The following is a 19,020-nucleotide window of genomic DNA, read 5'->3' on the forward strand; positions in this document are numbered from 1 at the left end:
TGCTCTGGGGGTGGGCGCGGCTGGGGGGGGGGGGGGGGGCGCGGCCCCCCCCCCCCCCCCCCCCCCCCCCCCGCCCGCAGTGCGTTGTGGGGGACGTTGTGTCACTACCCGGCTCCAGTTCCTCCCACCCGAAATCCGTTCCACCGCGCTGTATTCCGGTCGGACGAACGCGAATACGGGGAAGAACGCTCCGGCGCGAACGGAGCCTCAGCCGGCGCGAGCGGCGTCGGCGATGGATCGGGCCTCACCCGCGCCTGCTTCGAGCGCCTCGCAGCACAGCACGATCCAGGCGCCCACGCCCTCCGGGTCGCCCTCGGCAAAGCGGGTCGACAACGCCCGATACTCATCGGCACGCCGCAGCCAGGTCACCTCCGGGACACCGAGGTTGTGCGGGTCCAACCCCGTCGAGGTGCACACCAGACGCGATGCGGCCCGCGCCACCACACCGTTGGCCGACGGAAAAGCGGCCAGCCCCAACAACTCTCCGTGTACGACTGCGGCCAGAACCGGCGCGGGGACCGCGGTGGCCCCGGTCACCAGTTGGCCGAGCAGATCCAGCCGGGCCGCGACGCCCGGTGCCGCGCTGGGTCGGCCGAGCTCGTCCGGTTCGTCGACGAGGCCGGCGGCGGCGAGCATGTGCAGGCGGGCGAAGGCCTGGGCGGGCGCCCGACGGAAGACGGCGGTGAGTTGCTCGAGAGCGTCACCGTCGAGGGCCTGGGCCACTCGCATCGCCCCCGCCAGCACCGGGTCGTCGAAGTCACCGTCGCGTCGCAGCTCCACACTGCCACCGTCGATGGCCGCAGACGATCGACCCGCGCGCCACGAGGCCTCGGTGGCGGTCTTGTCCCAACCACGCAGATTCGCCGGGTGTCGATGGACGGCACTGAGCGCGTCACGTGCGCGATCGGCCGACTCGACGACACCGGGTAACTCCAACAGCGGTGCCAGCGGGTCAGCTGCCAACGGATCCGAACTCACGCCTTCCCACCATAATGAGGGTGCCGCTCGTCGCGTCCACCGGACCATTCGTCGCGGATGTGCGCTGGTCCGGCCGATCGGCACCTGCAACGAGATTCCAACGTGACTACCCTCACAATCAGAAACCGGCATGACCGCACGTCACGCCAATGTCGTCGAGAGTGAAAGGCACACCTGACCGATGTCTCCCGCCACCACTTCGTCTGCGCAGGGCTACCCGCCGTCGAAGGAGTTCGCCGCCCAGGCCAATGCCACTGCCGAGATGTATGACCGCGCCGACGCGGATCGTCTGGAGTTCTGGGCCGAGCAGGCCCGCCGCCTGGACTGGGACACCGATTTCGATCAGGTGCTGGACTGGTCGGGGGCGCCGTTCGCGAAGTGGTTCGTCGGCGGCACACTCAACGTCGCGGTCAACTGTGTGGACCGTCACGTCGCCGCGGGCAAGGGTGAGCGCGTCGCCATCCACTGGGTCGGCGAACCGGGCGACTCCCGCGACCTCACCTACGCCCAGCTGCAGGACGAGGTGTCCAAGGCCGCCAACTACTTCTCCGCGATCGGGCTGGTCGCCGGTGACCGCGTCGCGATCTACATGCCGATGGTGCCCGAGGCGTTGATCTCGATGCTGGCCTGCGCACGCCTCGGCCTGACACATTCGGTGGTCTTCGCCGGATTCTCCGCCGGCGCACTACGCAGTCGCGTCGACGACGCCGAGGCCAAACTGGTGATCACCACCGACGGCCAGTACCGCCGCGGCAAGCCCGCCCCACTCAAGGCCGCCGTCGACGAGGCACTCGGTTCCGGCGACGACGCCGCGAAGTCCGTCGAGAAGGTGCTCGTGGTGCGCCGCACCAACCACGACGAGAACCTGCCCTGGGTCGACGGTCGCGACGTCTGGTGGGAGGACACCGTCGACGAACAGTCGGCCACCCACTCCCCCGAGGCGTTTGACGCCGAACACCCGCTGTTTTTGCTCTACACCTCCGGCACCACCGGCAAACCCAAGGGCATCGTGCACTCGTCGGGCGGCTACCTCACCCAGGCGTCCTACACCTTCCACAACGTGTTCGACCACAAAGAAGGCCGCGACGTGTTCTGGTGCGGCGCGGACATCGGCTGGGTGACCGGACACTCCTATCTCGTCTACGGGCCACTGTCCAACGGCGCGACCGAGGTCGTCTACGAGGGAACTCCCAACTCCCCCAACGAACATCGCCACTTCGAGATCATCGAGAAGTACGGCGTCACCATCTACTACATCGCGCCCACGCTGATCCGCACCTTCATGAAGTGGGGCCGCGAGATCCCCGACGCCCACGACCTGTCCTCGGTGCGGCTGCTCGGGTCGGTGGGCGAGCCGATCAACCCCGAGGCCTGGAAGTGGTATCGCGAAGTCATCGGCGGTGACACCGCACCCATCGTGGACACCTGGTGGCAGACCGAGACCGGCGCCATCATGATCTCACCGCTGCCCGGCGTGACCGAGGCCAAACCCGGCTCGGCGATGAAACCACTACCCGGCATCAGCGCCAACATCGTCGACGACCAGGGCAACCCGGTCAGCCACGGCGAGCAGGGCTACCTGGTACTCGATCAGCCGTGGCCGTCGATGCTGCGCGGCATCTGGGGTGACGAGGACCGCTTCCGCGAGACCTACTGGTCGCGCTTCGCCGAGCAGGGGTGGTACTTCGCCGGCGACGGCGCCCGCTACGACGACGACGGCGCACTCTGGGTCCTCGGCCGCGTCGACGACGTCATGAACATCTCCGGGCACCGCATCTCCACCGCCGAAGTCGAAAGCGCACTCGTCGGACACGCCGGGGTCGCCGAGGCCGCCGTCATCGGCGCCGCCGACGAGACCACCGGCCAGGGCATCGTCGCCTTCGTCATCCTGCGTGAAGGCGTGGAGAACACCGGCGAGGCATTGGTCAAGGAATTGCGCGAACAGGTGTCGATCGAGATCTCCCCCATCGCCAAACCCCGCGAGATCAACGTCGTCCCCGAACTGCCCAAGACCCGCTCCGGCAAGATCATGCGACGCCTCCTCAAAGACGTCGCCGAAGGCCGCGAACTCGGCGACACCTCCACACTCGTCGACCCCTCGGTCTTCGAAGCCATCCGACAAAAGCGCGCATAGTCAGGCGTCCCGGCGGCGACCCAAGGCACCCAAGCCGCCGCACGGCGCCGCACCCAAGGCACCCAAGCCGCCGCACGGCGGTCGAGTGGGCGTCGTTTTCCGTTGAGTGGGCGCGCGTCTTTCTGACGCGCACCCACTCGGCGAGAAGCGGCGCCCACTCGACGGAAAATGGTGCCCACTCGACGCGAGATATCTCCCCCGCTACCGGCCACGCGAGCGCATGCATGGCAACATGAGTCCGACACCAGAGGTACGGAGGATTCTGTGAGCCGCAACGAGCCCGGCCAAACCGCTCAGGACGCCGGATCGGCCCCGTCGATCCCGCTGTCGGATCCCACCCACGGCCGCAACGGCGAACCCAGCATCGGCAACCTGGTCAAGGACGCCTCGGCAAGTGTGTCGACGCTGTTCCGCTCCGAGGTCGCGCTCGCCAAGGCCGAACTCGTCGGGGAGGCCAAGAAGGCGGGGGCCGGAACCGGGCTGCTGGTGGTGGCCGGCGTGATGGCCCTCTACTCCAGCTTCTTCTTTTTCTTCTTCCTCGCCGAACTCCTGGACAACTGGATGCCGCGGTGGCTGGCGTTCCTGATCGTGTTCGCGATCCTGGTGCTGATCACCGTCGTGATGGCGTTCGTCGGCTATGTGTTGTTCCGCAAGGTCCGCGGCCCGAAGAAGACGATCGCCAGCGTGAAGGAAGTGCCCACCGTGTTGCCGGGCAGTCATCCCAGCTCGTCGTCGGCGACCAAACCCACCGACGGTGAGCACCCGGCGATACCGCGCGCGCACGATCCCGCCAAGGGATGAGTGGTGGCCGGACCGCCTGATCCGTCGAGCGTCCGCGTCACCGGCGACTGGCATCACTTCGACGTCCGCGCCAACGGGCTGCGCTTCCACGCCGTCGAGGCGCCCGACCCGAGTACCGCCAACCGTCCGCTGGTGCTGCTCCTGCACGGATTCGGCGAGTTCTGGTGGAGCTGGCGTCATCAGATCACGGCGCTGGCCGAAGCGGGATACCGGGCGGTGGCCGTCGACCTGCGCGGCTACGGCGACTCCGACAAGCCGCCCCGCGGCTACGACGGCTGGACCCTCGCCGGTGATACGAACGGACTGGTCCGCGCGCTCGGCCACCCCGATGCCACCCTGGTGGGCCACGCCGACGGCGGGCTGGTGTGTTGGGCCACCGCGACGTTGCACCCACGCGTGGTCAATCGGGTGGCCGTCATCGCCTCCCCACATCCACGTGCACTGCGTCGCGCCGTGATCGCCGACCGACATCAGCGCCGTGCGTTCCTGCCCGGCTTCCTGCACAATCAGCTACCCAAGCTGGGTGAGCGTCGGCTCGCGGCGCACGACGGCGGCTACCTCACGCAGTACTTCGCCGAGCGGGCCTCGCCGAGCTGGCAGGCCACCGACGACTACGCGGTCACCGTGGACCGTAATCGCTCGGCGGTGCAGATCCCCTACGTCGCGCACTCCAGCCTGGAGTACCGGCGCTGGGCGTTCCGGTCCCAGTTCCGTCCCGACGGATCGCGGTTCATGGAGCTGATGAATCAGCGGCTGCATCTACCGGTGCTGGCGCTGCGGGGAGCCGACGACCCGTACATCCTCGATCATGTGATGGCGGCGAGTCACCGGTATGCGGCACACATGCAGTATCGGCCGATCGCCCACAGCGGACACTTCGCCCACCAAGAACAGCCCGATGTGGTGACCGAGAAGTTGCTGGGGCTGCTACGCACCGAGGCGGGCTGATCCGCCCGGTCCGCGGACCAGGCGCGGACGTCGCCGGGAAACCCGGGTGGTGGCTCAGGCGTGCACGCACGTCTGCGTGCTGACCCGCGCCGAACGCGCCTCCGAATCGGTCAGGTTCTGCCGCACCTGCTCGGCGGTCAACACGAAGCCGGTCTGGTCGTTGGTGTCCTCGGCAGCGCCGAACACCACGCCGACGACCTCACCGGCCGAGTTGATCATCGGGCCTCCCGAGTTGCCCTGCCGGATCACGCCACGAACGGTGTACACCTGCCGCAGGATCTGACCGGTCCGGTAGATGTCGGGCCCCGACAGGTTGATCTTGTCGCGCACCCGCACCGCGTTGACCGCGAACGGGCCCGCCTCGGGATAGCCGAGCACGATCGCGTCGTCACCGGTCTGCGCTTCCCCGTCGGCGAACCTCAACGCCGGTGCCGTCAGACCGGGGACGTCGAGGACCGCGATGTCGTTGTCGCTGTCGAACAGGACCACCCGGGCCGGGAGCTGTTGCCCGTTCGGCGACGACACCGTCAGCCGCCGCGTACCGGCAACGACGTGCGCATTCGTCATGACCCGCTCTGGGGACACCACGAATCCGCTGCCTTCGAGCGCTTGCCGACAGCTCGGCGCCGTGCCTTCGATCTTGACCACGCTGGGCCGGACCTGCGCCACCGCCGGTAGCTGCAACACCGTCGGATCGGGCGGGCCCACCTCGGCGACCGGCGTACGTCCGAACGGTCCGATGACCTGCGGCAGACCGGAGTTGTCGAGCAGCGCGCTGAAGTCCTTGGGCAGGTCACGCAGCCACTGCGGCGCCAACGCGTCCACGCCGGTGAGCACCTTGGACCCGCGCACCGCGGTGGACACCTGCGTCTCGGCGGAACTGCTCAGCGGAATCGCCAACAGCCATGCCGCGATCAGCACGGCGACAACCTGCAGCATCGACCCGATCACGCTGTCCACGCGGCGCACGCCACGTGACCGGATGCCGCTGCGCGCGGCCCGACCCAGGATCATCCCGGACACCTCGCCGATGATGATCAGCCCCACCAGCAACACCACCCCGACCAGCAGTCGGGTGGTGCGATCCTCGAAATTCGAGATGACATGCGGCGCGAGGAGGATGCCGGCGACGGCGCCGAGCACCACCCCGAGGAATGCCAGCGCCGAGGCGACCGCGCCCTGTCGGAAACCACTGGCCGCGGCGAGCAGCGCGATCACCACGACGATGAGATCGACCCACCCCGAGCCGGTCACCGGGTGCGATCCTCTGCCTGGTGACGCAGGTGGGCCGGCAACACCGCACCCGGACCGATGGTCTGCGGGCTACCGGCGGCCGCGATGGCCTGGTCCAGCGGCCGGACGTCGGAGTGGTCCCAGGGCACATCCCAGCCGGCGACCTCGCTGATCGCGGCGATGAGCCCGCCGGTGAATCCCCACACCAGCAGGCCGTCGACCATGAATGCCGGGCCCTTGTAGGCACGTGCGCCCATCACGGTGCGCTGCACCTGGAACCGGCTCTCCGGCGCGAGCAACGACCGCAGGTTGACGCGCGCCACCCGCGCGGTCTCTCCCGTGTCGACGACGCGCACCTCGCCGGGCTCACGCCAGTGCGCCAGCACCGGGGTCACGTCGAAACTGGACACCGGCACAGGGAACGACGGCAGGTTGGCGAGCACGTCGACCCCCTCGGGGACGAGTCCGGTCTCCTCGGCTGCCTCGCGCATCGCGGTGCCCACCGGGAAGTCGTCGCCGGGATCGAGCCCGCCGCCGGGAAATGCGACCTGCCCGCTGTGTTGACGCAGGGTGGGTGCACGCTCGGTGAGCAGGATCTCGGCGTCGGGTGGGAGCCCGCCGGGATGGTCGACTGCCTCGTCCCACGCACCGCCGATGAGCACCAACACCGCGGCCGCCCGCTTGTCGCGGCCGAGCATCGACGCCCACCTGGTGCGATCGCCGCCGCGGTTGAGCACCGAGTCGGTAACTGCGGCGACGTTGTCGGTGAGGCGACGCATCCAGGGCGGAACCTGTTCGGTCGGAACCAACCGACCCGCGGCGGGACCGGGATCGTGTTCGGCGCTCACGTGCTCACCCCCAGGTATTGCTGCACGACGTCGGCGATCTCGTCCGGGGTGTCGAACACCTGGGGCAGCACCTTGGCCACGGTGCCGTCGGCGCGCACCAGGATCGTCGACGGGAACACCCGGGGTGCGCCGAGTGCCGCGGCGATCGCGGCGTCGGTGTCGAGGACCGACGGCAGGTGCACGCCGTTCTCGATCAGAAACCGCAGCGCCAGATAAGGATTCTGCGCACCTTCCTGAGCGTGCACCGCGAGCACTGTCACCGCATCGCCGGCGCGTTGGGCGTAGCTGTCGACGACCGGGAGTTCCCGACGACACGGCAGACACCAGACGGCCCACATGTTCACCACCATCGGCCGACCCGCGGTGCCGGTGCCGACGTCGTAGTCTGCGCCGTCGGCCAGACACGGCACCGAGACTCCGGCCAGCGCGGACCGGGCCGCCTGGGGCAGTCCGGTTTCCGGACACGGCGGCAACGCGGCGTCTTGTCTGGCCTGCGCCATCTGGGCGTCGTCGGCCTGCGCGTCGGTTGCCCGCGGCCCGGTCGCCGTCGGCGATGTCGCAGGGCCTCCGGAGTCCGAGTCGGCGCCGCGGGGCCAGATCGCGATGACCAGGGCGAGGATGACGACGGTGAACACGATGGTCCACCGCGCCGAGGAAGGAAAGCGGCTGGTGCGGCGGGGTGGTGGCGCGGCGGCGGAATCGTCGTCCTCGTCGGGTCCCGACTCCGCGCTCCTCGGAGTCTGGTTCACTGCGTCGCCAGCCCCGCCAGATCCAGCAGATGCTCGGTTTCGGGGCCCTTCACCAGTTTCGCGGCATCGGCCTTGGCCATCGGCCCGGTGCCGACCGCCGGACAATCCTTGGCCAGAATGCAGACACCGCACGCCGGTTTGCGCGCATGACACACACGTCGACCGTGAAAGATCACCCGGTGCGAGAGGTCGGTCCACTCCTTGCGCTCGATCAGTTCACCGACGGCGCGTTCGATCTTGACCGGATCGGTCTCCTCGGTCCAACCCCACCGCCGCACCAATCGCGCGAAGTGGGTGTCGACGGTGATCCCCGGGACGCCGAAGGCGTTACCCAGTACGACGTTGGCGGTCTTGCGGCCGAAACCGGGCAGGGTGACCAACTCCTTGAGGGTGTCGGGCACCTCGCCGTCGAACCGTTCCACCAGGGCCTGACCGAGTCCGATGATCGAGTTGGCCTTGTTCCGGTAGAAGCCGGTGGACCTGATCATCTCCTCGAGTTCGGTTCGGTCGGCCTCCGCATACGACCGGGCGGTGGGATACCGCTCGAACAGTGCCGGCGTGACCTGATTCACCCGGACGTCGGTGCACTGCGCGGACAGAATCGTCGCGACCGACAGTTCGAGTGGAGTGGTGAAGTCGAGTTCGCAGTATACGTGGGGGAAGGCGATCTGGAGCGTGCGGTTCATCCGACGTGCCCGCCGTACCAGCCCTAGATGGGTCTCGGTCTTCGACCGGCGCCCACCGCCGCGGACGCGCGTCTGTCTCGCCGACGCCTCTGCGGAGTCGGTGGTCTTACGTGCGGTCACGCAATTCAGGTTAGCCACGTCGCGGCGAAGTAGCCCAAAGAGATGCCTCCGGCGGGGTGGTGAATTGCCGATCCTGACCGTGCTTCGCCTTGGTAACAAGTCAGTGAAGCCGGTCCTTCTGGTTGGCGAGAGGCTCCCCGAGTTGTGTTTACTGTCCCCATGCAAGGACTCGCCGCGCTGCTTTTCCCGGCTGTGCTGATGCTCTTCGCACTCGCGATGGAGAAGGTTCAGGCCAGGATCGACCGCCTCGCGGTCACCCAGGATCACGTCGAAGAGTTCCTGGAATCGGCAGACGCCGCGCAGGTCGACACGCTGGCCAAAGAGGGTTTTCCCGCCGCATTGGATGAGTTCCGTGCCCGCCGCGCGCCCGATGCGGCCGACGCCGCCCGCGACAGCGCATTCTCGGCCTCACCGCAGCGGGCGAGCTGAGGCGATAGCCGACACCCGCCCCGACTCACCGCTATGTACCGGCCAGTGACCCATTCAACACATATGCTTGGGGCGAGAGTAGCGTTGCACGAGGCAACACGGCGACCGACGGCATAGATCACCACCGGCGTGGGGTTGCCATGCGAGTGTGGTTAGGACGAGAAAGGTTCCTTAGGTGGAGGACGTACTGGCGCGGGCGGGCATATTCCAGGGTGTCGAGCCCTCCGCCGTCGCAGCGCTGACAAAGCAACTTCAACCGGTCGATTTCCCTCGCGGGCATGTGATCTTCCACGAGGGAGAACCCGGTGATCGGCTGTACATCATCCTGTCCGGCAAGGTGAAAGTCGGCCGTCGTTCGCCTGATGGTCGGGAGAACCTGCTGACCATCATGGGACCGTCGGACATGTTCGGCGAACTGTCCATCTTCGATCCGGGGCCGCGTACGTCGTCGGCCACCACCGTGACCGAGGTGCGTGCGGTATCGATGGACCGCGACGCCCTACGCGCCTGGATCAAGGACCGTCCCGAGATCGCCGAGCAGTTGCTCCGCGTGCTCGCCCGCCGTCTGCGCCGCACCAACAACAACCTCGCCGACCTCATCTTCACCGACGTGCCCGGCCGTGTCGCCAAACAGCTGCTGCAGCTCGCGCAGCGGTTCGGCACCCAGGAGGGTGGCGCGCTGCGCGTCACGCACGACCTCACGCAGGAAGAGATCGCGCAGCTCGTCGGCGCCTCCCGCGAAACCGTCAACAAGGCACTCGCCGACTTCGCTCAGCGCGGTTGGCTGCGCCTGGAGGGCAAGAGCGTCCTGATCGCCGACTCCGAGCGCCTCGCACGCCGCGCGCGGTAGCCCACTGACCTGGCGGTTCGTCCCCCGGGTATTGTTTCCTGCCCTGCGGCCGCCGGGGCAGGAAACGATACCCGGGGGACGAACTGTGTCAGCGGTCCCGCAGGTACTCCAACTGGGCCTTGACCGACATCTTGGCGGCCGGCCAGAGCGACTTGTCGACGTCGGCGTAGACCTTGCGGACCACCTTCATCGGCTTCGCCTTGTCGGCCGACACACCCAGCTCGTCGAGCGCGGCCACGATCTGATCGATCCGTTCCTCCCGGTGTGCCTTGTAGAACCGCGCAACCGGCCCCACCTGTGGGTGGTCGGGTCCGTGCGCAGGCAACAGCACCGCGTCCTCACCCTCGACGATGATGCGGTTGAGCGAGTTCATGTAGTCGCGCAGGGTGCCGTCGGTGGGGTCGATGACGGTGGTGCCGCTGCCGAGAATGGTGTCACCCGACAGCAGGGCACGATCCCCGTCGCACTCGACGAGAAAACTGAGCGAGTCCCCGGTGTGGCCCGGAGTGTGCAGCACGGTGATCCGCAGACCCGCCACGTCGATGACCTCCCGGTCGGCAAGCGGCGCGGCACCGTGTGTGAACTTGGCCGACCGCGCGCGCACCGGGACGTCGACCCGTTTGCGCAGTCGCCGGATGGCGCCGGTGTGGTCGAAGTGACGGTGGGTGATGAGCACCAGCGCAATCCCCTGCTGCTCCGCGATGCGTTTGACGTGCCCCTTCTTGTTGGGCGGGCCCGGATCGACGATGACGCACTCCGGATGGCCGGGAGCACGCAGGATCCAGGTGTTGGTTCCGTCGAGCTCCATCGTGCCCGGGTTCTTGCACAGCAGCACCGACGCGAACGGCGTCACCTCGCGTACGACGCCATAGGCGGGATGCTGTGCCGTGTCGCCGTTTCCGCTGTCAGTCATGTCTTCCGACACTACCCACCACCGGGGTGCCGCCGCGGTCGAGGTCAGCCGCGAGGGCGGTAACCCCGAGCAGCGCTCACGCCGAGCGGTCGATGTCGTCGGCGACCTCGTCGTCGACGATGACCTTGGGCGCGAACTCGCTCTGCAGACTCTTCAGCAGCGCAGCCCCCTGCGTCACCACCCCGGTCATCACCTCGTTGACCCCGTCGGCGCCGTTGAACACCGTGAGGTTCGACGATCCGAGTCCCTTCGCGATCTCACCCACGAGGGCCGGGAGTTGTTCGATGATCTGCTGATCGAGCGCGATCCGATTGTGCTTGGCGGCCGCCGCGGACTGGATCTCCACGGCACGCGCATCGGCTTCGGCGATGATGTGGGTGCGCCGCGCCTCGGCCTCGGCCGGTTTCACGACCTCGGAGATCAGCTGCTGTTCACGCAGTTCCGCCTCGGCCTGGGCCAGGACCGACTGCTCCCGGATGATCTCCTGGTTGACCCGCGCCTGTGCGAGCGGACCGGCCTGGGCGGCCTCGGCGTCGGCCTTGTCGGTCTCGGCCTTGATCTGCGCGCGCTTGATCGAGGTCTCCCGCTCGTAGTCGGCCTGGTTTCGCAACGACTCCTGCTGCGCCTTCGCCGATTCCTGGTCGGCGCGAGCGCGTTCCACGGCGGCCTCGCGCTGCACCTTCGCGATGTTGGGTGCGGCCAGTGCGTTGATGTAGCCGGAGTCCATGTCGTCGATGGATTGGATCTGGAACGAATCGACGACCAGCCCGATCGAGCCCATCTCTCGCTTGGACGCCTCGAGCACCTGGCGCGCGAGGGTGTCGCGTTCGCGAATGATCTGCTCGACGGTCATCGAGCCGACGATAGAGCGCAGATGGCCGGAGAAGATCTGCCCCGTGAGCTGGTTCATCTCGTTCTCCTGTTCGGAGATGAATCGCTGACCGGCGTTGACAATAGAGGCGACGTCGCCGCCGACCTTGTGCGCGATCACCGCACGCACGTCGAGTTGAATGCCCTGGGTGGTCACGCACACCTCGCGGATCTGCGCCTCGTGCATGGCCATCGACAGGAACCGCACCTTGCGGAAGAACGGCAACACCCATCGGCCGTGACCGACGACGACGTCGAACGGACCACCGCCGACATCGGACTTCTTACCCGAGATGAGCATCGCCTCGTCGGGTTCGGGGACGTAGTAGCCGAGCATGGAGCCTCCTGGGTGCATCGTGAATCGCCGCCGGGACACGGCGTCTCGTCGCGGTGGGCACGCGGTCACCACTTAGACGCCGTGATCCTACGGGGCCGTTCCCGGCATCGTCCGTTCGAATGACACGGTCAGGACGGCATCGGCAGCCAGCGCTCTACCATCACCACCCGGCCCGGCCGCTCCTCGACGACGAGCACCGTCTCGTCCACCCCGATCGCCTCGGCGGCCAGGGCGAGGAACCGTTCGGTGCCACCGGCCATGCGCAACTCCACCTCTCCCATGGCCTGCCCGCCGCCGATGGCGAGCACCACCACACCCGTCGTCCCGATCATCTCCACCCCGCTCGGCGTCTGTGCGGACAACGGTAGCGGTGCGTGGGGTCAACGGGGGCGATCGGTCAGCACATAGATCGCGGCGATCACGCTGATCGAACCGGCGCCGAGCACCAGCACCGGATACCCGAACAGCCCCACGACGACACCCGCCAACGCGCCGGCCATCGCCCCCGCAAGACTCATCGCGGTGTCCGAGATCCCCTGCACCCGCGGACGTTGCGGCACCGGAATGCTCTCGGTGAGCAGCGTGGAGCCGGCCACGGTGGTGGCCGACCAGCCGAGTCCGAGCAGGACCAGCGCGACGACGAGACCGCGCTGGCTGTGTTGCGCCGCGAAGCCGGTGACGCACGCTGCCAGCAACAGCGCCTGGCCGATCACCACCGTCGGTACCCGGCCGACCCGATCGGTGAGAATGCCCATCACTGGGGCCAGTGCGTACATGCCGGCGACGTGGGCGCTGATGGACAGCCCGACGAGGGTGATACTCGCACCGCCGTGGGTCATGTGCACGGGGGTCAGCGCCATCACCGCCACCATCACCGCATGCGCCGAAACCACCGAGACCACCGCATTGCGGGCCTCGGCAATCTGCCGGATCGTCTGCCACCCCTGCGCGACCGACGGTTTCGCGACGGCCGTCGAATCCGACGACGCGGCCGCCGTCGAGAGCAACAGCGGGTCGGGCCGCAGACCGGACCACAGCACCAGCGCGGCCGCGGCGGCACCGGCCGCACCGATCACGAACGGTCCGGCGAGTTCGTCGACACCCAGTACGCCGGCGATCTCGGCCCCCATGGGAAGCAACGCCGGGCCCGCGACGGCGCCGACCATCGTCATCCACACGACCAGCGAGAGATCGCGTCCGCGCGTGCGCGGTTCGGCAAGATCGGTTGCGGCAAAACGGGATTGCAGGCTGACCGCGGTACCGCTGCCCACTCCGGCCATTCCGAGCAGCAGCAACGGGAACCTGCCGACGTCGACCGCGATCGCAACCACTGCGGCCCCGACCGCCGCGATGACGAATCCGGTTGCCAGCGCCGGTCGACGGCCGGCGCGCTGGGCCAGCGCCGCGAGCGGCAGACCCGCGGCCGCCGCGCCGAGGGTGAGCACCGTGGTGGCGAGGCCGGCCACCGATTCCGAGCCGGAGAGCCGTTCGGCCAGGATCGCGCCGAGCGCCAGCGACGCACCCATCGCCAGGCCGCCGAGGACCTGCGCGCCGCACAGCAAGGCGATGGTCCGGTGTTGTACCCGCACGAGCGTGGCGCGGGGCGGTAGCACCGGCGGTTGGGGGACGGCCGTCGGGTCGGAAGAGGTGTGCTCGGTCACCCATCCAGCGTGGACCGCCCGGTCGCGCAGCACCAGCGGCATGAATGCCGGTATACCCTTGATTCATGCCAACCGACGCCCACCGGGTGGTGGTCCTGGTCACCGATGGTCTGGTCATGATGGACATGGCCGCCCCGGTCCAGATCTTCGGGCACATCGGCGCGCCGCGCTACACGCTCATCACCTGCGCCGAGACACCCGGATTGGTACCGACCTGCGCCGGGGTGTCGGTGCATGTCGAACACGGACTCGAGGCGCTCGCCGAGGCGGACACCGTGGTGATCCCCGGCTATCACGACGCCGCGCGGCGCACGCCGTCGCCGCCGGTCCTCGAGGCGCTGCGGGCGGCGCATCGTCGGCAGACCCGACTGCTCTCGATCTGTGTCGGCGCTTTCACCCTGGCCGAGACCGGCCTGCTCGACGGACGGCGCGCCACCACCCACTGGCTGGATGCGGATGCGTTGGCCACCCGGTATCCGCGGGTCATGGTGGACCCGGCGGTGCTGTACGTGGACGACGGCGACATCCTCACCAGCGCCGGCCTCGCCGCCGGCATCGATCTGTGCCTGCATCTGGTGGAGCGCGATCATGGCGCCGACGTCGCGCGGGACTACGCGCGACGCACCGTGGTGGCGTTCCATCGCCCCGGCGGGCAGGCACAGTTCATGCCGCCGGGGGCCAGCCTGCACGACGAGGCCGTCGACGAGATCGCGGCCGGCCGCCGACGACACGACGACACCCACGCGGACACGCCGGGCCGCACCGGATTGGCGGCGACCACATCCTGGGCGATCCGCCACCTCGATCGGCCGTTGACCACGCGCGACCTCGCCGACCACGCGTCGATGTCGTTGCGCACCTTCAACCGCCGGTTCACCGACGCCCACGGGATGGGACCGGGCGCCTGGCTGACCGGACAGCGTGTGCGCGCGGCGGCGGCACTTCTCGAGCGCACCGACGATCCCGTCGAACAGATCGCGGCGCGGGTGGGCCTCGGCCCAGAGGCCCTGCGCACACACTTCCGACGGCGGATGGCGTTGTCGCCGAGCGCCTATCGCAACAACTTCCGGCCCCTGTCGCACTGAGCGGGCAGCGCGCTCGCGGGCGGGCCGTCAACCGACGACGAGGTCGTATCCGAGTTTCGCGACCATCACCACGACCACCGCCAGCAACACCCATCGCACGAAGGCGCTGCCCCGACCGATCGCCATCCGGGCGCCCAGCTGGGCACCGGCGATGTTGGCGACGGCCAGCCCCAACCCCAGTAGCCACAGCACGTTGCCCTGCCACGCAAACACCGCCAGCGCGCCCAGATTGGTGCCGGTGTTGATCACCTTGGCCATCGCCGAACTCTCCAGGAACCCGGTGCCGACCAGCGCGGTGAGAGCAATGATCAGGAAGGTGCCGGTGCCCGGCCCCATCACCCCGTCGTAGAAGGCGATGACCACTCCGCACAGCACGAACCCGAGCACCACCGACCAACGGGGACGATTCACCGCGAGTCCGGAGCCGAACCCTGGATTGAGCGCGACGAACAACCCCACCGCGACCAGCAGACACAGCACCACCGGCGTGAACACCTCGGCGGGCAGTCTGCTCGCGGTGTAGGCGCCCAGGCCGGAACACCCGACTGCCGCGATGAACACCGGGACGAGTCGGCCGACCTGGACCGGCAGCCGCCGGGCGTAGGCGAGGGCTGCCGAGGCGGTGCCGAACACCGCGGCGAGTTTGTTGGTGCCCAGGGCGGTGGCCGGCACCAGTCCGGGCTGCACGATGAGCAGGGCCGGGATCAGTACCAGTCCCCCACCGCCGACGACCGCGTCGACCCATCCCGCCGCGGCGGCCGCGGCGATGAGTAGCGCGACGTCCACTAGCCGCGACTCCCGGCCGGGTGCGTCCGGGAGGTCGGACGGGTCAGGAGACCTCGACGATCATCTCGACCTCGACCGAGGAGCCCAACGGCAACTCGGCCACACCGACCGCCGAGCGGGCGTGCACACCGGCATCGCCGAAGATCTCGCCGAGCAGGTCCGACGCGCCGTTGATGACGGCGGGTTGGCCGGTGAAACCGGGGGCCGAGGCGACGAAGCCGACGACCTTGACGATCCGCACGACGGCGTCGATGCCGACGAGTCCGTCGACCGCGGCGAGCGCGTTGAGCGCGCACTGCCGAGCCGCCCGGTTGGCCTGGTCGGGGTCGACGACCCCCTCGGCACCCTCGTGCACCTTGCCGGCGACGTCGAGCTTGCCGTCGATGATCGGGAGCTGACCCGCGGTGTAGACGAGATTTCGGGTACGCACGGCGGGCACATAGCTACCCGCCGGCGTGACCACCTGGGGCAGCGTGATGCCCAGTTCGGCCAGCCGCTGCGACCACGTCGTTGTCATCGGTCAGCCCTTCGGACGCTTCAGGTAGGCGACGTGCTGCTCACCGGTCGGCCCGGGCAAGACTGTCACCAGTTCCCAGCCGTCGGCTCCCCACTGATCGAGGATCTGCTTCGTCGCGTGCGTCAGCAGGGGCACCGTTGCGTATTCCCAAGCGGTCGATTCACTCATGGACTAGAGCCTAATGGGTACGTCTTTGTCGATATGGTGATGCGGTGGTGAACGAGACACCGCCCGACGAAGCCGGGCACACCAACGAATGGCCCCAGTCCGCCGGACGGGCGCGACTGCATTTCGTGTCGGGCAAGGGGGGCACCGGCAAGACCACGGTCGCGGCGGCGCTGGCGCTCGCGCTGGCCGCCGACGGCAAGAAGGTGTTGTTGGTGGAATGCGAGGGCCGCCAGGGCATCGCTCAGCTCTTCGACATCCCGCCGCTGCCGCCTACCGACACCAAGATCGCGACGGCCTCCGGCGGCGGCGAGGTCTCGGCGTTGGCCATCGACATCGAACACGCGCTGCTCGAGTACCTCGACATGTTCTATAACCTCGGTTTCGCCGGGCGCGCGATGAAACGGATCGGTGCGATCGACTTCGTCACCACCATCGCGCCGGGCCTGCGTGACGTGTTGATCACCGGCAAGATCAAAGAGCGCATCATCCACACCGACAAGCAGGGGCGTCGGGTGTATGACGCGGTGGTGGTCGATGCGCCGCCGACCGGCCGGATCGGCAACTTCCTCGACGTCACCCAGGCGATGGCCGACCTTGCCAAGACCGGACCGATCCGCAATCAGAGCGACGGTGTGGTGAAACTGCTGCACTCCGAGGACACGGTGATCCACCTCGTCACGCTCCTCGAGGCGATGCCCATGCAGGAGACGATCGAGGCGGTCGAGGAACTCCACGCGAAGAATCTCACCGTGGGCACCCTCATCATCAACCGCGTCAGTCCCACCCACCTGCCGCCGGGGTCGATCGACGAGATCGCCGAAGGCACCATCGATGCGCCCCGCGTGCTCGAACACCTGCAGGCGGCCGGTCTGCATCTCGCCGACGGCGATCTGTCCGGATTGCTGACCGAGACCATCGAGCACGCCTCCCGCCTGCAAGCCCAGCAGGTCGCCAAAGCCCAACTCGACGAGGTGGAGCTGCCGACTCTGGAGTTGCCGGCACTCGGCGATGGCATCGATCTGGGGTCGATCTACGAGCTCGCCAACCTCTTGCAGAAGGCAGGTGCCTGATTCATGCCGCTCGATCTGAAGATGGCCTCGGTGCTCACCGACCCCGCGACCCGAGTGGTGATCTGCTGCGGCGCCGGCGGCGTGGGCAAAACGACCACCGCTGCGGCGATGGCGATGTATGCGGCCGAACACGGTCGCAAGGTGGCGGTGCTGACCATCGACCCGGCCCGCCGCCTCGCCCAGTCGCTGGGGATGTCCGAGCTCACCAATGATCCGCAGCCGGTGAACGTCGGCCTCGGCGAGGGTGCCGGCTCACTGGACGCGATGATGCTGGACATGCGGCGCACCTTCGACGAGATGGTGCTCGAGTACTCCTCACCCGATCGCGCCTCGGCGATCATGGAGAACTCCTTCTATCAGACGATGGCGTCGTCGTTCTCCGGCACGCAGGAGTACATGGCGATGGAGAAGCTCGGCAAGCTGATCGAACAGGAGCGATGGGACCTGATCGTCGTCGACACCCCGCCATCGCGCAATGCCCTGGACTTCCTCGACGCCCCGCAGCGCCTCGGGTCATTTCTCTCCGGGCGGCTGATGAAGATGTTGGTCGGCGGCGGACGCGGGGTCGGACGCATGGTCACCGGCGCGATGAGCCTGGCGATGCGCGGTGTCTCCACCATCATCGGCGGCGACATGTTGCGCGATGTCGCGACGTTCGTGCAGTCGCTGGACTCGATGTTCGGCGGCTTCCAGGACCGGGCCACCAAGACCTACGAACTACTCAAACAACCGGGCACCCAGTTCGCTGTGGTGGCCGCGGCCGAACCCGACGCGCTGCGCGAGGCCGCCTTCTTCGTCGACCGGCTCTCTGAGGAGAGGATGCCGCTGGCCGGGCTCATCCTCAACCGCACCCACCCGAATCTGACGTCCATCTCCGAGGCGTCGGCGCAGGCCGCGCTGGAGACCGTGGACGACGAGCTCACCCGCGGGGTGCTCGAGATCCACGCCGAACGCGCCTCCACCGGCAAGCGGGAGTTGCACCTGCTGCAGCGCTTCACCGCCGCACACCCGACGGTGCCGATCGTCGGGGTTCCGTCACTGCCCTTCGAAGTCGCCGACGTCGTCGCGCTACGGGCGGTGGCCGAGCAGATCACCAGTCGGGGCTGAGTCAACGACGATGGCCGACCCATTCGGGTCGGCCATGCCTGCTGATCGTCCGCGACTCACACCGCGTCGGCGCGGTGCCTCCGTCGCTGAGCCTCGAAGAACTGCGCCCACGAGGTGACCTCCGGGTGCTGCCGGAGCAACGCCCGCCGCTGACGCTCGGTCATGCCGCCCCACACACCGAACTCTACCCGGTTGTCGAGAGCGTCCGCGCCGCACTCGAGCTGGACCGGGCAATGCCGGCAGATCGTGGCGGCCTTACGCTGGGCCGCGCCGCGGACGAACAGGTCATCGGGGTTCCCTCCCCGGCATCGCGCTTGTGACACCCACATCAATCGAGCGTCATCTCCGGTGGAAACTGCCGCTATCGCCATCCGCCGACCCCTGTCTGTCGTTGCGTCTCGTCGGACCCTTTCGGCGCTGCTGCGCCGCCCGACGGTCCTGACCCGAATGCCCTCACCCGGTCCACCCGATCCACTCGTCGTTAACCGAAACGCTGGTTGCGGTTCACAACTTCAGGGCGACTGTTAAGTGAGTCACATTCTGCACTCAATTTAAGGATCTGTGCATCACGACGCAAGCCCTGGGGCAAAGAAAATGGCACCATCGTGCAAACCGGGACGATCTGCGCAGGTCACAAGCAATGTGTGCGATGAGGCTCGGTCGTGACCGGCTCGCGACCTTTTGGTGGCGCGCGCTCAGCCGGCTTCGCGCACATCGCACGTATCCTGTG

Annotated in this window: 21 protein-coding genes; 8 read left to right on the forward strand and 13 right to left on the reverse strand. The window is 68.2% G+C overall.

All coding sequences use genetic code 11. The features are described 5' to 3' along the window. Window positions 1-207 precede the first annotated feature (207 nt). Window positions 208-963: an oxidoreductase gene (locus ACIGKQ_RS11615; protein WP_235721999.1), complete on the reverse strand. Its 756-nt coding sequence runs from the start codon at window positions 961-963 to the stop codon at window positions 208-210. Window positions 964-1,159: 196 nt separating this feature from the next. On the opposite strand from ACIGKQ_RS11615, the gene acs reads away from it, so the two are divergent. From acs to ACIGKQ_RS11630, 3 genes are all read left to right on the forward strand, one after another. Continuing rightward, the gene (gene acs, locus ACIGKQ_RS11620) at window positions 1,160-3,112 is read left to right on the forward strand and encodes an acetate--CoA ligase (RefSeq protein WP_235721770.1); all 1,953 of its coding nucleotides are present in this window, start codon (window positions 1,160-1,162) and stop codon (window positions 3,110-3,112) included. A gap of 264 nt (window positions 3,113-3,376) precedes the next feature. Continuing rightward, complete coding sequence (locus ACIGKQ_RS11625) at window positions 3,377-3,913, forward strand: phage holin family protein (RefSeq protein ID WP_235721769.1); 537 nt, start codon at window positions 3,377-3,379, stop codon at window positions 3,911-3,913. A gap of 3 nt (window positions 3,914-3,916) precedes the next feature. Beyond that, window positions 3,917-4,861 (forward strand): alpha/beta fold hydrolase, encoded by a 945-nt coding sequence (locus tag ACIGKQ_RS11630; RefSeq protein ID WP_235721768.1) that lies wholly within the window; start codon window positions 3,917-3,919, stop codon window positions 4,859-4,861. Window positions 4,862-4,915: 54 nt separating this feature from the next. On the opposite strand, the gene ACIGKQ_RS11635 is transcribed toward ACIGKQ_RS11630, so the two are convergent. The 4 genes from ACIGKQ_RS11635 to nth all read right to left on the reverse strand — a co-directional run bounded on the left by ACIGKQ_RS11635 (window position 4,916) and on the right by nth (window position 8,497). Next, on the reverse strand, window positions 4,916-6,115 hold the full coding sequence (locus ACIGKQ_RS11635; protein ID WP_235721767.1) for a MarP family serine protease: 1,200 nt from the start codon (window positions 6,113-6,115) through the stop codon (window positions 4,916-4,918). After that, window positions 6,112-6,873, reverse strand: coding sequence for a CoA pyrophosphatase (locus ACIGKQ_RS11640; protein ID WP_235721998.1), 762 nt, complete (start codon window positions 6,871-6,873; stop codon window positions 6,112-6,114). Before ACIGKQ_RS11640 ends, ACIGKQ_RS11635 begins: the two co-directional genes overlap by 4 nt. Before the next feature lie 65 nt (window positions 6,874-6,938). Then, window positions 6,939-7,691 (reverse strand): redoxin family protein, encoded by a 753-nt coding sequence (locus tag ACIGKQ_RS11645; RefSeq protein WP_235721766.1) that lies wholly within the window; start codon window positions 7,689-7,691, stop codon window positions 6,939-6,941. Next, a complete protein-coding gene (gene nth, locus ACIGKQ_RS11650) occupies window positions 7,688-8,497 on the reverse strand; it encodes an endonuclease III (protein ID WP_372474943.1) in 810 nt (269 codons plus the stop codon). The genes ACIGKQ_RS11645 and nth overlap by 4 nt, the downstream gene beginning before the upstream one ends. A 159-nt stretch (window positions 8,498-8,656) precedes the next feature. On the opposite strand from nth, the gene ACIGKQ_RS11655 reads away from it, so the two are divergent. Further along, on the forward strand, window positions 8,657-8,926 hold the full coding sequence (locus ACIGKQ_RS11655) for a hypothetical protein (protein ID WP_235721765.1): 270 nt from the start codon (window positions 8,657-8,659) through the stop codon (window positions 8,924-8,926). 175 nt (window positions 8,927-9,101) lie between these two features. After that, a complete protein-coding gene (locus ACIGKQ_RS11660) occupies window positions 9,102-9,776 on the forward strand; it encodes a Crp/Fnr family transcriptional regulator (protein ID WP_006330855.1) in 675 nt (224 codons plus the stop codon). 88 nt (window positions 9,777-9,864) lie between these two features. On the opposite strand, the gene ACIGKQ_RS11665 is transcribed toward ACIGKQ_RS11660, so the two are convergent. From ACIGKQ_RS11665 to ACIGKQ_RS11680, 4 genes are all read right to left on the reverse strand, one after another. Continuing rightward, window positions 9,865-10,689, reverse strand: coding sequence for an MBL fold metallo-hydrolase (locus ACIGKQ_RS11665; protein WP_235721764.1), 825 nt, complete (start codon window positions 10,687-10,689; stop codon window positions 9,865-9,867). Between the two features lie 76 nt (window positions 10,690-10,765). Continuing rightward, window positions 10,766-11,896: a flotillin family protein gene (locus tag ACIGKQ_RS11670; RefSeq protein WP_235721763.1), complete on the reverse strand. Its 1,131-nt coding sequence runs from the start codon at window positions 11,894-11,896 to the stop codon at window positions 10,766-10,768. Window positions 11,897-12,024: 128 nt separating this feature from the next. After that, on the reverse strand, window positions 12,025-12,228 hold the full coding sequence (locus ACIGKQ_RS11675) for a hypothetical protein (protein ID WP_235721762.1): 204 nt from the start codon (window positions 12,226-12,228) through the stop codon (window positions 12,025-12,027). A gap of 48 nt (window positions 12,229-12,276) precedes the next feature. Beyond that, window positions 12,277-13,509 (reverse strand): MFS transporter, encoded by a 1,233-nt coding sequence (locus ACIGKQ_RS11680; RefSeq protein WP_372474949.1) that lies wholly within the window; start codon window positions 13,507-13,509, stop codon window positions 12,277-12,279. A 113-nt stretch (window positions 13,510-13,622) separates the two neighbouring features. On the opposite strand from ACIGKQ_RS11680, the gene ACIGKQ_RS11685 reads away from it, so the two are divergent. Further along, window positions 13,623-14,642 (forward strand): GlxA family transcriptional regulator, encoded by a 1,020-nt coding sequence (locus tag ACIGKQ_RS11685; RefSeq protein ID WP_235721760.1) that lies wholly within the window; start codon window positions 13,623-13,625, stop codon window positions 14,640-14,642. Between the two features lie 27 nt (window positions 14,643-14,669). Here ACIGKQ_RS11685 and ACIGKQ_RS11690 read toward each other — a convergent pair whose 3' ends face one another. Genes ACIGKQ_RS11690 through ACIGKQ_RS11700 form a run of 3 tightly spaced genes read right to left on the reverse strand, consistent with a single transcriptional unit; the run spans window position 14,670 to window position 16,113 of the window. Then, entirely contained in the window at window positions 14,670-15,428 is a 759-nt protein-coding gene (locus ACIGKQ_RS11690) for a TSUP family transporter (protein WP_235721759.1), read from the reverse strand. 43 nt (window positions 15,429-15,471) lie between these two features. Beyond that, window positions 15,472-15,945, reverse strand: a complete 474-nt coding sequence (locus ACIGKQ_RS11695) for a RidA family protein (protein ID WP_235721758.1) — start codon at window positions 15,943-15,945, stop codon at window positions 15,472-15,474. Between the two features lie 3 nt (window positions 15,946-15,948). Then, complete coding sequence (locus ACIGKQ_RS11700) at window positions 15,949-16,113, reverse strand: DUF4177 domain-containing protein (protein WP_235721757.1); 165 nt, start codon at window positions 16,111-16,113, stop codon at window positions 15,949-15,951. A gap of 44 nt (window positions 16,114-16,157) precedes the next feature. Here ACIGKQ_RS11700 and ACIGKQ_RS11705 point away from each other — a divergent pair, with 44 nt between their 5' ends. Further along, on the forward strand, window positions 16,158-17,183 hold the full coding sequence (locus ACIGKQ_RS11705; protein WP_235721756.1) for an ArsA-related P-loop ATPase: 1,026 nt from the start codon (window positions 16,158-16,160) through the stop codon (window positions 17,181-17,183). Window positions 17,184-17,186: 3 nt separating this feature from the next. After that, on the forward strand, window positions 17,187-18,290 hold the full coding sequence (locus ACIGKQ_RS11710) for an ArsA family ATPase (RefSeq protein ID WP_235721755.1): 1,104 nt from the start codon (window positions 17,187-17,189) through the stop codon (window positions 18,288-18,290). Between the two features lie 56 nt (window positions 18,291-18,346). Here the strand turns inward: ACIGKQ_RS11710 and ACIGKQ_RS11715 are convergent, their stop codons facing one another. Then, on the reverse strand, window positions 18,347-18,661 hold the full coding sequence (locus tag ACIGKQ_RS11715; RefSeq protein WP_160903936.1) for a WhiB family transcriptional regulator: 315 nt from the start codon (window positions 18,659-18,661) through the stop codon (window positions 18,347-18,349). Between the last annotated feature and the right edge of the window lie 359 nt (window positions 18,662-19,020).

It is taken from the genome of Gordonia sp. NPDC062954 (assembly GCF_044543825.1).
In the GTDB taxonomy this organism is placed as follows: Bacteria; Actinomycetota; Actinomycetes; order Mycobacteriales; family Mycobacteriaceae; genus Gordonia; species Gordonia tangerina.

What these genes read in the sequence shown, in the direction of transcription:
- ACIGKQ_RS11640 (WP_235721998.1), bottom strand. Translation starts at nt 6,873, where the DNA reads ATGCGTCGCCTCACCGACAACGTCGCCGCAGTTACCGACTCGGTGCTC.
- ACIGKQ_RS11675 (WP_235721762.1), bottom strand. Translation starts at nt 12,228, where the DNA reads ATGATCGGGACGACGGGTGTGGTGGTGCTCGCCATCGGCGGCGGGCAG.
- ACIGKQ_RS11710 (WP_235721755.1), top strand. Translation starts at nt 17,187, where the DNA reads ATGCCGCTCGATCTGAAGATGGCCTCGGTGCTCACCGACCCCGCGACC.
- ACIGKQ_RS11670 (WP_235721763.1), bottom strand. Translation starts at nt 11,896, where the DNA reads ATGCTCGGCTACTACGTCCCCGAACCCGACGAGGCGATGCTCATCTCG.
- ACIGKQ_RS11655 (WP_235721765.1), top strand. Translation starts at nt 8,657, where the DNA reads ATGCAAGGACTCGCCGCGCTGCTTTTCCCGGCTGTGCTGATGCTCTTC.
- ACIGKQ_RS11665 (WP_235721764.1), bottom strand. Translation starts at nt 10,689, where the DNA reads ATGACTGACAGCGGAAACGGCGACACGGCACAGCATCCCGCCTATGGC.
- ACIGKQ_RS11685 (WP_235721760.1), top strand. Translation starts at nt 13,623, where the DNA reads ATGCCAACCGACGCCCACCGGGTGGTGGTCCTGGTCACCGATGGTCTG.
- ACIGKQ_RS11695 (WP_235721758.1), bottom strand. Translation starts at nt 15,945, where the DNA reads ATGACAACGACGTGGTCGCAGCGGCTGGCCGAACTGGGCATCACGCTG.
- ACIGKQ_RS11700 (WP_235721757.1), bottom strand. Translation starts at nt 16,113, where the DNA reads ATGAGTGAATCGACCGCTTGGGAATACGCAACGGTGCCCCTGCTGACG.
- ACIGKQ_RS11715 (WP_160903936.1), bottom strand. Translation starts at nt 18,661, where the DNA reads ATGGCGATAGCGGCAGTTTCCACCGGAGATGACGCTCGATTGATGTGG.
- acs (WP_235721770.1), top strand. Translation starts at nt 1,160, where the DNA reads ATGTCTCCCGCCACCACTTCGTCTGCGCAGGGCTACCCGCCGTCGAAG.